The organism is Marivivens sp. LCG002, from assembly GCF_030264275.1.
Taxonomy (GTDB): Bacteria; Pseudomonadota; Alphaproteobacteria; order Rhodobacterales; family Rhodobacteraceae; genus Marivivens.
In genome coordinates this window covers 1,275,876-1,289,096 of sequence record NZ_CP127165.1, presented here as the reverse complement: position 1 = coordinate 1,289,096, position 13,221 = coordinate 1,275,876, and the positions used below count along the sequence as shown (strand labels likewise).

Below are 13,221 nucleotides of genomic sequence, written 5' to 3'. Positions count from 1 at the left end.
GGTCGGGTGATGGCGGAACCCCACACCCTCACCCTGCCCGACCCGATGCTGCAACGCGGGTTCTGGCTCTTTGTCTGGCGGATCGACACGCCGAAGGGTGAGCGCCAGTATGTCGGGCGCACCGGGGACAATAGCAGCCCTTATGCGACTACGCCCTACACGCGGATGGGGCAGCATCTGGGATTTCAGAAAGCCTCCAACAGCCTTCGTCGCTTACTTACCGAACAGGGCATCGAACCGGAAAAATGCGCCCAGTTCGATCTGGTATCCTATGGGCCGATTTTTCCGGAGATAGGGAAGACCGATGAGCAGGATCACGGTGAGCAGATGGAGCTGCACAAACCTATTCGCGACCGGATTGCGGCACTGGAACGGGACCTGCGCGACGCATTGTCCGATGCTGGCTATTCGGTTCTCAACGTGGTGCGCAGCAAGGGGCCATCCGATCCGGACAATTGGTCGGCAGTTCTGGCGGCGTTTTCAGCCAACTTCCCGAAGCTGATTGAAGGGCGTGCCGATGGGTGAGCTCCTCCCCGAAGACCGCCAGATCTGGGTGCGCGCATTTTACAGCTTCAACCCCGAAGAAGCCGGTTACATCGGCTTCACCCACGAAGCTCAGCGCGAAGACATGCTGTCAAAGATGAAGGACGGGGATCTTGTCCTCATCTACGGCGCTGTAGACTCTCTCACTGACACCGATCTTCAGCGGCAGGCCCTTGGCTTCATGGAAGTCAAACTGGAGCGATGCCATGATATGGACCGGCAGACTGAGGAGTCGAGGAAATGGAAGCTAGATCATGGTTTTCAGGATCGGTGGACTTACGGCTTGAAGGTTGTCCGTGCATGGCGCGTCACAAACCGGGTTCACATCAAGACGATTGCGCCGATAGCCTATGACAGCAAGAAGCGGTTTGAGAGAACAACCAAGGCTGTCCTGCTTGAGCCAGATGAAAAGCGCAGGGCGCTCAGCCACCATGTCGGGCAGGTGAACGTCTACGGTGAACCGCCCATCGCAGCGTATGAACTCGTCAGCGGCTATATGAACGACCTGCTCAAGCCGTCCAAGGGTATTCCTCCTAGCTTCGGGGACCGCACCTCCACCCATGAAGATGGAGAGAACCACCTCTATCTGATGAAGCTGTCAGCGAATGCGGAGGCGCTGCTTGGAAAAACAGGCCCTCATGTCGGCAAAGCTCTGGTGAAGATAGGCAGATCAAATGATCCGAACCGGCGGTTGCGCGAAGTCAATGGAGGGTTCCCTGATCGCGCGGTTTGCAGATGGGAACTCAAGCATAATCAGCCATTTGAAGACGGCGATACGGCACACAACTACGAAACAGAATTGAAAGAGCTCTTTGACAGAGAATTCACCTCACAAGCTGGAGAGTTCTACACCGGTGATTGGTCTGCGATAGAGCGGGCGTTCCAAACTTTTTGTTTTTCCAAAGTGCCTAAAATTCTCGCTGCGCCTGGTAAAGCCAAGGGCGTGAGATAAAAAACGATTCTGTCATGTAACTGAGCCAGATCGAAATCGAAAACTTCAAAGGCGTTGGCTCTCAACATGGGATCTAGCTACACCCGATCATGCTTTTGTTCGGACCCAATAGAACGGGGAATAGTATGATCTTTAGGACATTATTTTATGTCAGCGAGAATCTGGAAAGGATGAACCCCGACTCGGTTCAAACGATTGCGTGCGGTCTTATCGATCTTGGCGGCTTTTAGAACCTGATCCATGGTTCCAGCCCTGAAGTTCGGATTCAACGTCGATTAGACCGATGATCTCTTCATCGACATCAACTACCTTCAGGATGGCTCACAGTGGCGTTGTTACCCTGTTTTGGGGTTCAATTTACCCCAACTGAAAAATTCACCCAAACCCAACTTGGACGCCAAAGCGCTATACGCCAACAACACTCACTAAAGATTGCAACTATATAATATTAAGAAATAACCCAAAGCCCGCAACTAAACAGGTGCAGGATGTGCGCAGTATGAACTACATTTTTGCCAAACAGCCTTTGTATGCCGAAGCCAACCTAGCTGACATAACCGATACAATCAGTCTCTACCTGGCTTCCAACCAGATTGATGTTTCTATTTTCCTCCATCTTTCAATAACTTAAAGCTTCTTTCAAAGAAAATCCCAGCCGTTTGCGGACATAGGCTTAGGTTCCGACCGACTGTTGGAGCCGAAAACGTAATGCAATTTTCGAAGTTATCGTCATTGCACCTCGGCATAACGGCATCTTCCGGTGATACTGGTTCGTCAGCAATCCAGCTAAGATCGACTTCCTCATCGATACTTTCATGCTTACTCTTGCCTCTCTGCCGCGAATTGCTGCGTCGGGAGACGCTGACAAGTTCCACAACCCTTTCGCCATTAATTCGTCTCAATACGGGCTTGCGATTAAGTGCATCCAAGCTTTCACTTAAAGACTGAAGTGTGCCGCCTAACTCATTGAAACACCGACGATAGCAAAGCTCGTAGTAGCTGCGAATTTCTGGACCGGTGAATTTACTCAGGAAGCTGGTTTCAGTCATTTTGACTGTTCTAGAAACCAGACTTTCAAGGCTTGCTACCTTTTCGACAACGAAGTGATCGCCTAAGTGAAACCTTATGTCGTCTGCTTCACGAAGTGCTTGCCTGCCAAAATTATTATTACCAGCCTCTGAAAAATATTGGACCTCGACCAACATCACCATATTCAACTCGAGTTGCCCCAAACCGGCACTTTCGGTCTCAGTAATTTTCGTGGCGATGGGTGTTGCGTTCGTAAAGCCCTGTAGTGCTGCTGAAATATGGATCTTCGCCTTTCGAACGATATCTCTCTTTTCAAGCAAATCCTCGAGTGTTGCGCTCACCGGGTTGCGCAACGATATGTGGAAGAAGCTCGACCCTAGTTCTTTTGCTGCTTGATAGTGATAAGCAATCAAAGCTGCGAAATCATGTTCTCGCGTTAAGCGGTAGTGCTGCAGGCAGCGTGTCGAAAGCGCGCCATTTTTGGTCCACAAATCTCGGAGCCGTTCATCGTCCAGGAGATGGCTCAGGACATAATCATCCTGAGCTTTTATCCTATCCTCGCCTCTTAGAGTAATTGCACTAATCGTCATCTCCTACTCGCACCACGCCGCTCTTTCGCATGAGACATGGTCGGTAAGATGCAAGAAACGTTTAAGATTTTAGGTTTCTTGCAAAATTTTTCTCAGTTTCCCTCCAAGCATGGAGGATCTCATGAAGACTGGGCAATTCACCGGTGGTGTCGAGCCATCAATGACAGCGGCAACAGCGCAGCGTTACCGAAATACTTGGAGGCAATTCGAAGCTAGGTTCCGGAGAGAAAAAGGGTTGGGCAACGACGCTCTGATTGATCAAAGGGACTTTGGAGAGTTCCTGCTGAGCATCAAGCTTATAGTCAAACCACAGACTTGGCGAAATTATGAAGCAGCGATCCTCTTCGTTATTCTCGAGAACCCCGACTATCAGGATGTTCTGCAATCCATAATCTTTGGTAAGCAAGCCGATAAAGTCATTGCAGGAACTCAGCTCGATACGAGACTCAAAAGGACTAGCGCTCGAAAAGCCCGTTACGTGACACCAGAAGACTTTGAAAAGCTTCACAAGGACATCGGAAGGTCGTTAAAAAATCTCAACCGTGAACGTCTTTATCATCTGATGACGGCCACGCTCCATACTGGTCTCAGACCCTGCGAGTGGCCAAGCGCGAGGCTATTAAGATCGCCAGAAAATGCCGCCCTTTTTCTAAAGGTAAGCAATGCAAAGGCGACCAATGATCGAGCAAATGGGACCAGTCGCACAATCAATCTCACTCGACTGCCGAACAAAGTCATCGAAGCGATTGCCTTTACCGTCGGCTGGGCCTCCCCCTTAAAGGATCACGATCCAGATCTGGCCGCAGGTTATCCGAAGACCCTGAAACGGATCAGGGCGATGCTAGCGCGCTCCTGTCAGCGGGTGTTTCCGAAGCGCAAGTCATTGATATGTCTTTATACCTTAAGACACCAATTCATAGCCAACATGAAGCAGACGCTCCATGAAAGAGCTGAAGCTGGCTTTGACGTCGATCTTCGAACGATTGCTGCGTTAGCAGGTCACTGTTCAACCGCTACCGCCGAGCGACACTACGCGAGGCGTAGCGGTGCCTGGCCGAAAAATTTCCGCAATAGTTACGTTCGGGCGATAACCACAGAAGTTGAAACTGTGAGGCTCGTGGAAAAACCCGCGCCGTGGATAAGCAACCATAAGTCCCAGGATATTCGCAGCAATTGATAGAAGAAAGCTTCGAGCGATTTGGGTCTCGGCGTCGACACACATCCTTTCCCAGCGCTATGAGCGTAAAATCTTGAAATAGCCCTAGTTCCGTGTTTGCATCAAATTGAGACAGCCAAAGGAGGGGCGCATGAAACGGGCTAAAGTCTTCATTAGCATAGTATTCCTGCTTGGCCTCATGTCACCGGCACTCAAAGCCGAGACAACGCGATACGGCGGTCTTTATCATTTTAGCGATACCCCGAGAGCCATCTTCCTTTTGGGAAAGATTGAACAAAATGACTCGTTTGAACTTAGGCGAGCGATGCGCAATCACGATATCGACTTAGTGGTCTTGGGTAGCCCGGGCGGAAATCTCTACGAAGGCCTTCAGATTGCCTCCATTATCCACGACAACAATTTGAATACATATGTTCCTGGAGGTTGGAACTGCGAGTCATCTTGCGCGACGGTCTTCTTAGGCGGAAATGCTCGAATGCTGATCGGCGACCTTGGAGTTCACCAATTTTACACTCCGGATCAAGATCAAAAGAACGCAAACCTTGGCACGGCCACCAAAGATACACTTTATACGACCTCTGAAATTATTGGCATCATGAACGAATTCGAAACCCCACCGTTCGTGTATGAGAAGATGTTTGGCACAACCGATATTTACTACTTCAGTGGTTCTGAGAAACTGCGCTTGAGCCGCAACATAGACGATGCAGCATTCTTGGGTGCCATAGCAGAAGTGGATCCTTTCATCGAACGCAAACGCTCCGAATTGCTCGAACTCAGAAATATTCATCGATATGAGATAGCGTCCTCAACGGCACCACTTCCGCAACCCAAGCCAGAAACTAAGGCCCCTAGCAATGGAACTTCGAACTTTCCAAACGTCGATTTCTTTGGGGGCGACCTTACCCAACAAGGCTATCGCAATGTAAGTATGTCGCAATGCGACGCGATATGCCGATCAAATCCTAGTTGCGCAGCTTGGAGTTACGTAATCTCTACAAATTGGTGCTGGCCAAAATCCAGAGTGACGAACATGTCGATATCGGACGATGTCATAAGCTCAATAATAGATTACTCGCGAATTGACCAAACCATCTTCGATCGCCCATTCCTGGAGGCAACGGGAATCGACATTAGAGGATACGACATATTCCCTCAAGGTTTGAGAAATACGAGCTTGGACCAATGCCGATCAATTTGCGAGCGCAACGATTCATGTCTTGGGTTTTCGTGGGTAGCCAATAAAAATTGGTGCTTCCCGAAGTATGACATAGGCGAGTTCGACAACCGTATCGGAGTGATTTCGGGGGTCTGGGCTCCCAAGTAATCCATCAAGAAAGCTTCATCCGAAAACTATTCGCCAGAGCGATTTGCGCCTGTAACTGGCGCCCATCCAATCCACCCAATGCGAGTTCGACCTCAATCGCACTTCTGACATTTTCAACACTGTCGAGGTCATACTCAGAGCGAAAGTTTGAATAGACTAAGAAGGTGTTGCCTGCATTAATTGCGAGCCTCGCCGCTTCGCTTAACCCATAGCCCTGCGTTATCGCACCCATCTGCATATCATCGCTGAAGACTGGTCCTACATATTTGAGATCCCCCCTGAGAACCGAGCTCAAAGCGGGTGAAAGCGAGAAAGGAACATTTGGTCGCAGAGCAAGCTTATCGTTGATAATATGGCTGCTCATAATAGCATCTACATAGCCGTCTGCGATCATCTGCAAGTATGGCTCAAGTTCATCGGATCGCCAAGTTTCCGAAACGTTCGTCACTCCCATGTGAGAGTCAGAGACAGAGCTACCATGGCCGGGGAAGTGCTTCAGGCATGTGGCAACATTCGCGTTTCGGTGAGCAGCAACAATGATTTTTGCTATCCGGGTAACCAACTCAGGATCATCACCAAAGGATCGACCGAGTTTTCCAATAATCGGGTTATCAGGGTTTAAATTAAGATCTACCACCGGCCCGAAGTTTACATTGATCCCAACCAAGCTCAGTTCTCGAGCTCTCGCAGTAAAATAGTCGAGCATATCATCTTCAGTCATCTCCGATCCCGATATCTCAGATGCGGAGCCCCATTTCAAGAAGCCGTTCTCCGGACCAAGTCTCGCGACCTTTCCTCCTTCTTGGTCGATTGCAATGACTGGCGATAAATCAGCAGCGGCCTCTTTCAGCCTGGAGGTAAGTTCCAACAGTTGTTCTGGAGACTTAATATTGCGCGCCAAGAGTAGGACGCCTGCAAGATTGCCGCTCGCGAGCATCTCGCACACGCGTTCGACTTCCGGATCGCCTGGTTTCGTGCCGCGAAAACCAGCGATAATGACTTTGCCGGTCTCAATCGCATCAGCCTCAGATTGGTATTCCTCAGCTGCAAACAAGGGCCGCAGACAAAAGGCCGAGGCCCCAGAAAGGAAAAGACGCCTGGCTAGCACTTCAACTCCAAAAATTATTATCTATTAAATATAACGCCTTGAGGGGTTTTCTTTATGTTGGAACACCTACTCCTGAACCATGAAGTAATACATTTTTCCGAGGATCGATCAATTGGTAGAGCGCAAAAATATAGTCGCGATTAATTGTGCCGGCGGAATAACGAGAAACATGACGATCTTAGGAAGATCCTGAAAAACTCTGAGACCGAACATACTGCCTTGCTAGGATTGGGCCTGTCGACCGGAACAGTTTTTGCTTGATAGATCACCCTCAAACGCAACCCTAGCAGCCTCCGTTAGACCATACCTCGCTATATATTCCAGCAGAGCCTTCTCAAGCTCAGCAACCCTTTGGGAACATTTACATTGAACTGTCGATCTTGGTTCTGAAACAATCATTCCATCAATATTCATTCAAATTGTTAACGAATTGTTAATGACCACCTTGGACTATCCATCCCACACAACTTGGTTCAAAGAGGTATTCCTATGAGTTTTGTAGAAGGCAAAGCGAAATCTTCAACGAGTAATATCTCCGAGAAAACTATAAAAAGAGACGGGCTGCCCGACAAAGTTCCTGCTTCAATGCGTCAAATCTGGTTGTCATTGCAGTGCAGACTTGAAGAATGCCCATTTAATCGCCAAGAGGAAATTAATCTCCTGGTCCCGAGAACTTACCCCTACTTTTACGGATTAATGACGGGGTATCATATAGGCGTCTATCGACCGGACGAGAGAACCTGCACTTGGATCGCTAGATATCTTGATGCCAACAAGAAATATCACCAACACGCTCTTGGACCTGTTTCACTTCGAAGCCACCAAGGTATCACTCTTGAGCAAGCCATAATAAGTGCACTGATTTGGTTCAACGACCCAAAGGTTCCGGCTCAAGCATCACATGCGCGCGTTCGAGGTAGAATTAAAGAGATTGGATATTGCCCGCTTCCTAACAGCGTTCCGACAATTGGATCGGTGCTTAGAGATTACTTCGAGTGGTGTCAGTTGAGCCGAACCCCGAAAGGTTACTACAACGCATTGGTTCTAATGAACTATCACGTTATCCCAAATTTTGGTTCGATTGCGATCGAAGAGCTAACCGCGGAGCACATCGTCCTCCTTGCCAGACAAGTGGTCAACACCCCGGCACGTTTTGGTTTCATGCCGCATCACATCAATGATATGCACTCTGACCTCAACCCCGATGAACTGCGAAAGCGCAAGCGCACCTATAATGTCGTGATCGGTCTGCTTAGATCAGCTCTTACTTATGCGTATGAAAATGGAACTATCTCAGATGAAAGGAAAATCCGCCTTTTGCGCCGCGTCCCTGTCATCCGTTTCACGCAGGTCCAATTCTTAAACCAGAGCCAAATATCAGCCCTCCTCGAATTTAGCCCTCCGGCTCTTCAGACACTGATAAAAGCGGCACTGTATACTGGTTGTCGAGTTGGTGAATTGGCTCGGATTAAGGTAAAAGATATCGGCAAAGGTGGCTTTGGAATTCGGATAGGCGCCTTCAAGCTCGGTCACGGCAGGTTTGTATTTCTTCCAGAAGAAGGCATGGAGTTCTTCAATGGGCTATGTAAAGGCAAGAGCGCAGATGACCTCGTTTTACTGTCAGCCAATACGAAGCAATGGAGGAGGCAGCATTCGAAACAATTCAACGTCGCTCGAGCTCGAGCAGGTCTCGACAGCACCTTCGTTTTTCATGGGTTACGTCACACTTATGCGAGCCATATGCTGATGAACGGGCTTTCGATTGAAGTCCTCTCCCGGCAGCTTGGACATAGAAGTATCTTGACTACCTTCGAAAGCTACGGCCACATTGCGGACCGCTATCGCGAACAAGCAGTCCGCGATCATTTCTCATCTTATGGGTTTGAAACAAACATTGAAGAGCTCCAAGGACAAAACTGGCTTGCACCGCAGCTATCTGAACTCGAGCTTGGTCAGCATACTCGTCCAGCTGCTCACTGGGCTAAATATCCAGAGGCGCTCTTGAATGCCTTTGGCGATACTTAGTGAAGAACGAGCGTCAGTTTCCACAATCGTTGCACCAGAATTCACAACCATCAGGCCACTCACGAGCGAGACCCTCAGACACAAGAATATTTCCAATATTTATTCCATTGGAGAAAACATCCACCAGGTCACGCCCCCTCGCCCCTTTAATGCCCTTGGGATGAATCGTAATCTCTGTCGTGTTCCATAAATCGATAAATCTGTTACTGGCACGGGCCGCGAGATCGCGTTCGAACTGTCCACCACAGATACCTGTCTGAGGCTCGGGCGTGTCATACCCTGCAATTCGATATTTGGTGCCATCGAGCCAGAATGTGTCGCCGTCGACAACACAAGTAATGCGCTGACCATTTCCGCATTTCTCAATGGCTGCGACGGGTGATGCAAAAAGGGCCCCCGCGAGGCTAAAGCAAACAATTCTTAACATGGGTTGACCGGCATTCGACTTTTTCAAATTTCTTCTCCCTTGAGTTGCAATTTTCCAGAATTTCATTCAACGTATCTAGAGTCTTTTTGACGTATGCACAGCATGATGGTGAGGCATTGCTCCCCCTTTGGCGGCCTCAGGTCAATCTACTAGCGGATGCGAGCATGATTGAAGTGATGAGGAGGTCTGAAGTGCATAGAATAGGCACAACATTGCTGATCTGCCTTTTAGGCAATACCGCCGCAGCCGAGAGTTGCCAGTTCGTGTTCTTACAAACTTTTATCTCGGCTCAACGGGTCGATTTCACGGAAGACCAGTCGAGCGCTGAGCTTACTCTCCGAGAGCCTGCCGTCGGGGATCCGATTACGATCGAATTAAATCGTGAGATCGTCACAGAAGTCGATAAAGCCACTTCGTTCTCTATGCTAATTGGGTCGACGACGATAAAAAGTGGAAAAATCACGAATGAAATCAACGTGTCAATTCAAGATCCCAAAAGCGGTTCAAAAATACGGCTCTTCGGAATCAACTACAAAAACCTGATCGAAGGCTTGAACCCCGAAGAAGGTTTCCTTGGTGGCACGATGTATTGCAATCAGTAGCGAAGTCGATCGCTTGGGGTGGGCCAAATCATTCTCGGGCCCATGTTCAATCCACTTCTGCTAGACCTACAGAATATAGTGATGCAATCCAACTGCGGCTTGGTTGCAGCAGCCAATTAACCTTCGACATCCCCTCGCGGCCCGATGCAGGCATTCGCCGTGAGTGCAAATCTGTCGCCACGGCTTCCAAATTTCGGACCTTGGAACAAACCTTTGCCTTAAAGCGTTTCCATTTTACGTAGAAGCCTATCCGGCCTCGCAAAAGTAGTTCCAGCATTCCTGAGGTGTATAGAGATCGCAGATTTCGCTGATGGCTTCGAACAGTCCGGTGAATGACCGCGCTCCAATGCGCCTCAGGTGGGCTTTGAGTTTTGAGAACGCCATTTCTATGGGGTTCAAGTCCGGGCTGTAGGGCGGCAAAAACAGGAACCAATAGCCGTGAGCGCGAAGGATCGCCTCGGCTTCTTTGTTGCGATGGGTGGCCAAGTTTTCGAGGACGACAGCGGTTCCGGGTTCGATCTCGGGTATCAGGACGTCTCGGACGTTAGCGACAAACGCTGGGCCGTCCATTGCACCCTTGATGACCCAGGGAGCGACAAATTCGGATGGACCCAAGCCGGCAATCAGTGTCTGGGTGCCCCATGATCTAAAAGGAGCGGATGCTGTCAGCCGTGTGCCTTTCAAGGAGCGACCGCGTATCCGCGTCAGATTGGTTTTGACCGATGTTTCGTCAATGAACACAACGCGTTCAGGCATTGCGCTGATCGCAGGAACACGATGTGCAAACCAATCAGCTCGCGCGCGCTTTACCCTTGCGCGCATGCGTTCATCCGCAATGAGGCTCTTTTTTTATAAGTATAACCCAACCGCTTGAGGGCTTGATCTAAGCCGGAGACAGACGCGGTCACGTCATGCCCATCCGCAAGAGCACCCTGAAGCTCCTTGAGCGTGATATCTGGATCTTGATGGATCAATTCAACCAGAAAGACATGGTAGGGGGCCAGCCTGCCATGGCAAGAATTGCGCGGGTTATCGGCTGGTGTCAGGCTCAGCCACCGTTTGAGCTTTTGAGATAGGCGCGACGCCGATGCCGCGGAAATCATCAATCGACGACCGATCTCTCGACCTGTCAAACCTTGACCAAAGAGCAACTCAAAACGGGCTCGAATATCGGCAGAAAGCAGGTTGGGCATGATCTTATCCTCCTAAACAGGATGAATCAGAAAAACAGCCCGACGCGAATCCCATTTGATTCAATGAAAGCTGAAACCGCTTTAGCCACCATTGCGGTATCCTTAGGTGCAGATTGCTCGGCTGCACCTCACTTATGCCTACTGCTGACATAATATCTCTCCTGTCCGAGAAATTTATATTTCTCGGTTGTTTGCTCTTGCCTGATTCTCTGGAGAGATGTAGATTCAACCCATCTTAGCGAGTTGAGTTTGAGGTTAAGTTCTGAGGTTGCTTTGACGCCAATCGCTGCAACCAGACACCAGTTCTCTTCCTTTATCTCTCCAAAATGAAGCGGTCGGGTTTTCCCGGCCGTTTTATTTATTGGATATTCTCTGTGGTCCTCCCTTCATTCGTTTCGTTTGTTGCTACAATCCGGGCGATGTCTTCGCGCGGAATTTCTGGGGACCAATCTGGAATCTCATGCAAATTGATCTCAAGAATATCTCCTTGGGCGTCAGCCGCCCTGAAGACCAGATACTGATGGTCGACTTTAAAGCGTTTCGAGATTAACCTGCGACATATCCTGCAGCTTTGAAGTAGTTCGAGCACTCTTCTGGTTCGTTTTCATCGCAGATTGATCCAATTGCCGCAAAGACTTCGGTGAAGGTTCTGGCACCGATCTTTCGAAGGTGTGCTTTGAGTTTGGAGAAAGCTTGTTCGATCGGGTTCAGATCCGGTGAGTATAGCGGCAGGTAAAGGAACCAGCAGCCGTGTTCGCGCAAAGCCTGCGCGGCCTCCTTGTTCCGATGCGTGGCGAGGTTATCGAGGATTACGACTGTGCCGGGCGCGATCTCGGGGATCAGCACTTCGCGGATGTAGGCGGCAAAGGCGGTGCCGTCCATCGCGCCCTTGATGACCCAAGGTGCAATCAGCGCTTCTTGGCTCAGGCCCGCGATGAGCGTCTGCGTCCCCCAGCTTCCGAAGGGTGCATCCATTGTCAGTCGCTCGCCTCGTTGGGACCTGCCCCGCAAGCGGGTCAAGTTCGTCTTCACTGCAGTTTCATCAATTAAGACAACACGATCCGGCAAGGTGGCTATTGCAGGAAGTCGATGTTTGAACCAGTCCGCTCGCCGTTGTCTTACCTTGGCTCGGCGACGCTCAGTGGCAACCAGCGACTTTTTTTATACGTGAAGCCGAACTGAGACAGTAAGTTGGCGATGGAGGAATGATGCACCCGCACGCCCTCGGCTTCGGCAAGTGAATCGCGAAGCTCGAAGAGAGTAATATCGGGGTCCTGTGCAACCAGTTTTTCGAGAAAGGCCTGATGTGGTGCCAGCTTTCCTTTACCGGGCGGAGGTCCCTGGCGAGCAGGTTCGGCATGGCCTTCTATGCTCACCTGCCGGGCCCACCGCGCACCAGTTGCAGGTGATAATTTAAGACGCAGCGCCGCAGCGCGCCCGCTTAACCCTTCTTCAATCAATCTCTGAAACCGCGACCGAAGAGCCAAAGGAAAAGGTGCCGACATAATCAATCCTCCCAAAGAGGATGAATCACATCTGACCTCAAAAGGGAATCTCCCGCGATTCACGTCAAAACCGAAACGCTCTAACTGCGGGCAACCTTGCAGTTACACCCTGAAAGAACAAAAAGTGAATTCAGGTGTATCAATTACGGTTGTCTCCTACTTAGCATGCAGTCTCGCTTTGTCTTTAAATTTGCTACGAGTTCCGCTACGGTTAGGGATTTTTAATATCACCCAATATACTGATTTTAAACAATAAAATTTTCAAATTTCATTGAGTTGACGGACTGTCTCTCCGCCATATTCCCCCTAGAGCGATGAAAAATCAGCGGGTTGCCGCTGGAGCGGCCCATGCGCTGCATGAGCCGAGGCGTTGCTTTGGCGATTAGAACTGATCCGCTTCGAACACCGTGTGGATCACGTGGCCTTCGAACATTTCGAAAAGCTTTTTGGAAACTTCTTTACTCTCCCAACGGGTGGGCGAAGCAAGGGCTTCTTCGATATGGGTGCGGGTTTCGAATTTCATGGCCATGACAAGCGGAAACGGGCTCTCGGGATCGTCGCTTTCAACCTCGCGGTGCACCCGTAGCTCGAGAAGATGCGGGAAAGCGCCCCAGAGGGGAACGAGATTGTCGCGCCAATGTGCATGGAAGCTCTCCTCCATGCCTTCTTTGATTTTACCTTTGAAGAAGGCGCAGCGAATATACATCTTTCGGTTTCCTTGTGTGGGATGTGCTCGGCACAAG

The 13,221-nt window shown here is 49.9% G+C and carries 12 protein-coding genes; 6 read left to right on the top strand and 6 right to left on the bottom strand.

The features are described 5' to 3' along the window. Positions 1-9 precede the first annotated feature (9 nt). Positions 10-525: a hypothetical protein gene (locus QQG91_RS06370; protein ID WP_285772132.1), complete on the top strand. Its 516-nt coding sequence runs from the start codon at positions 10-12 to the stop codon at positions 523-525. Next, the gene (locus tag QQG91_RS06365) at positions 518-1,495 is read left to right on the top strand and encodes a GIY-YIG nuclease family protein (RefSeq protein ID WP_285772131.1); all 978 of its coding nucleotides are present in this window, start codon (positions 518-520) and stop codon (positions 1,493-1,495) included. The genes QQG91_RS06370 and QQG91_RS06365 overlap by 8 nt, the downstream gene beginning before the upstream one ends. 602 nt (positions 1,496-2,097) lie before the next feature. Here the strand turns inward: QQG91_RS06365 and QQG91_RS06360 are convergent. Then, positions 2,098-3,114 (bottom strand): hypothetical protein, encoded by a 1,017-nt coding sequence (locus QQG91_RS06360; protein ID WP_285772130.1) that lies wholly within the window; start codon positions 3,112-3,114, stop codon positions 2,098-2,100. A gap of 121 nt (positions 3,115-3,235) precedes the next feature. Here QQG91_RS06360 and QQG91_RS06355 point away from each other — a divergent pair, with 121 nt between their 5' ends. Beyond that, the gene (locus tag QQG91_RS06355) at positions 3,236-4,291 is read left to right on the top strand and encodes a site-specific integrase (RefSeq protein WP_285772129.1); all 1,056 of its coding nucleotides are present in this window, start codon (positions 3,236-3,238) and stop codon (positions 4,289-4,291) included. 130 nt (positions 4,292-4,421) lie between these two features. Next, a complete protein-coding gene (locus QQG91_RS06350) occupies positions 4,422-5,618 on the top strand; it encodes a PAN domain-containing protein (protein WP_285772128.1) in 1,197 nt (398 codons plus the stop codon). Between the two features lie 4 nt (positions 5,619-5,622). Here QQG91_RS06350 and QQG91_RS06345 read toward each other — a convergent pair whose 3' ends face one another. Continuing rightward, positions 5,623-6,672: a glycoside hydrolase family 3 N-terminal domain-containing protein gene (locus tag QQG91_RS06345; protein ID WP_285772127.1), complete on the bottom strand. Its 1,050-nt coding sequence runs from the start codon at positions 6,670-6,672 to the stop codon at positions 5,623-5,625. Between the two features lie 543 nt (positions 6,673-7,215). On the opposite strand from QQG91_RS06345, the gene QQG91_RS06340 reads away from it, so the two are divergent. Continuing rightward, positions 7,216-8,751, top strand: coding sequence for a tyrosine-type recombinase/integrase (locus QQG91_RS06340; protein ID WP_285772126.1), 1,536 nt, complete (start codon positions 7,216-7,218; stop codon positions 8,749-8,751). 13 nt (positions 8,752-8,764) lie between these two features. Here the strand turns inward: QQG91_RS06340 and QQG91_RS06335 are convergent, their stop codons facing one another. After that, positions 8,765-9,244 carry a thermonuclease family protein gene (locus tag QQG91_RS06335; RefSeq protein ID WP_285772125.1) on the bottom strand — a complete coding sequence of 160 codons (480 nt, stop codon included), beginning with the start codon at positions 9,242-9,244 and terminating at the stop codon, positions 8,765-8,767. A 98-nt stretch (positions 9,245-9,342) separates the two neighbouring features. Here QQG91_RS06335 and QQG91_RS06330 point away from each other — a divergent pair, with 98 nt between their 5' ends. Beyond that, positions 9,343-9,780, top strand: a complete 438-nt coding sequence (locus QQG91_RS06330) for a hypothetical protein (protein WP_285772124.1) — start codon at positions 9,343-9,345, stop codon at positions 9,778-9,780. Between the two features lie 246 nt (positions 9,781-10,026). On the opposite strand, the gene QQG91_RS06325 is transcribed toward QQG91_RS06330, so the two are convergent. The 3 genes from QQG91_RS06325 to QQG91_RS06315 all read right to left on the bottom strand — a co-directional run bounded on the left by QQG91_RS06325 (position 10,027) and on the right by QQG91_RS06315 (position 13,184). Further along, positions 10,027-10,973, bottom strand: a protein-coding gene (locus QQG91_RS06325; RefSeq protein ID WP_285772123.1) for an IS630 family transposase whose coding sequence is annotated in 2 segments (ribosomal slippage) — positions 10,027-10,629 and positions 10,632-10,973 — 945 coding nt in all. Because the reading frame shifts where the segments join, the coding sequence is not laid out codon by codon here. 546 nt (positions 10,974-11,519) lie between these two features. Then, positions 11,520-12,478, bottom strand: a protein-coding gene (locus tag QQG91_RS06320) for an IS630 family transposase (RefSeq protein WP_285772122.1) whose coding sequence is annotated in 2 segments (ribosomal slippage) — positions 11,520-12,134 and positions 12,137-12,478 — 957 coding nt in all. Because the reading frame shifts where the segments join, the coding sequence is not laid out codon by codon here. Between the two features lie 382 nt (positions 12,479-12,860). Continuing rightward, the gene (locus tag QQG91_RS06315; RefSeq protein ID WP_285772121.1) at positions 12,861-13,184 is read right to left on the bottom strand and encodes an EthD domain-containing protein; all 324 of its coding nucleotides are present in this window, start codon (positions 13,182-13,184) and stop codon (positions 12,861-12,863) included. Positions 13,185-13,221 lie beyond the last annotated feature (37 nt).

Coding starts and splice junctions, on each gene's coding strand:
- QQG91_RS06340 (WP_285772126.1), top strand. CDS start 7,216: ATGAGTTTTGTAGAAGGCAAAGCGAAATCTTCAACGAGTAATATCTCC.
- QQG91_RS06315 (WP_285772121.1), bottom strand. CDS start 13,184: ATGTATATTCGCTGCGCCTTCTTCAAAGGTAAAATCAAAGAAGGCATG.
- QQG91_RS06355 (WP_285772129.1), top strand. CDS start 3,236: ATGAAGACTGGGCAATTCACCGGTGGTGTCGAGCCATCAATGACAGCG.
- QQG91_RS06350 (WP_285772128.1), top strand. CDS start 4,422: ATGAAACGGGCTAAAGTCTTCATTAGCATAGTATTCCTGCTTGGCCTC.
- QQG91_RS06335 (WP_285772125.1), bottom strand. CDS start 9,244: ATGAAATTCTGGAAAATTGCAACTCAAGGGAGAAGAAATTTGAAAAAG.
- QQG91_RS06365 (WP_285772131.1), top strand. CDS start 518: ATGGGTGAGCTCCTCCCCGAAGACCGCCAGATCTGGGTGCGCGCATTT.
- QQG91_RS06330 (WP_285772124.1), top strand. CDS start 9,343: ATGATTGAAGTGATGAGGAGGTCTGAAGTGCATAGAATAGGCACAACA.
- QQG91_RS06360 (WP_285772130.1), bottom strand. CDS start 3,114: ATGACGATTAGTGCAATTACTCTAAGAGGCGAGGATAGGATAAAAGCT.
- QQG91_RS06370 (WP_285772132.1), top strand. CDS start 10: ATGGCGGAACCCCACACCCTCACCCTGCCCGACCCGATGCTGCAACGC.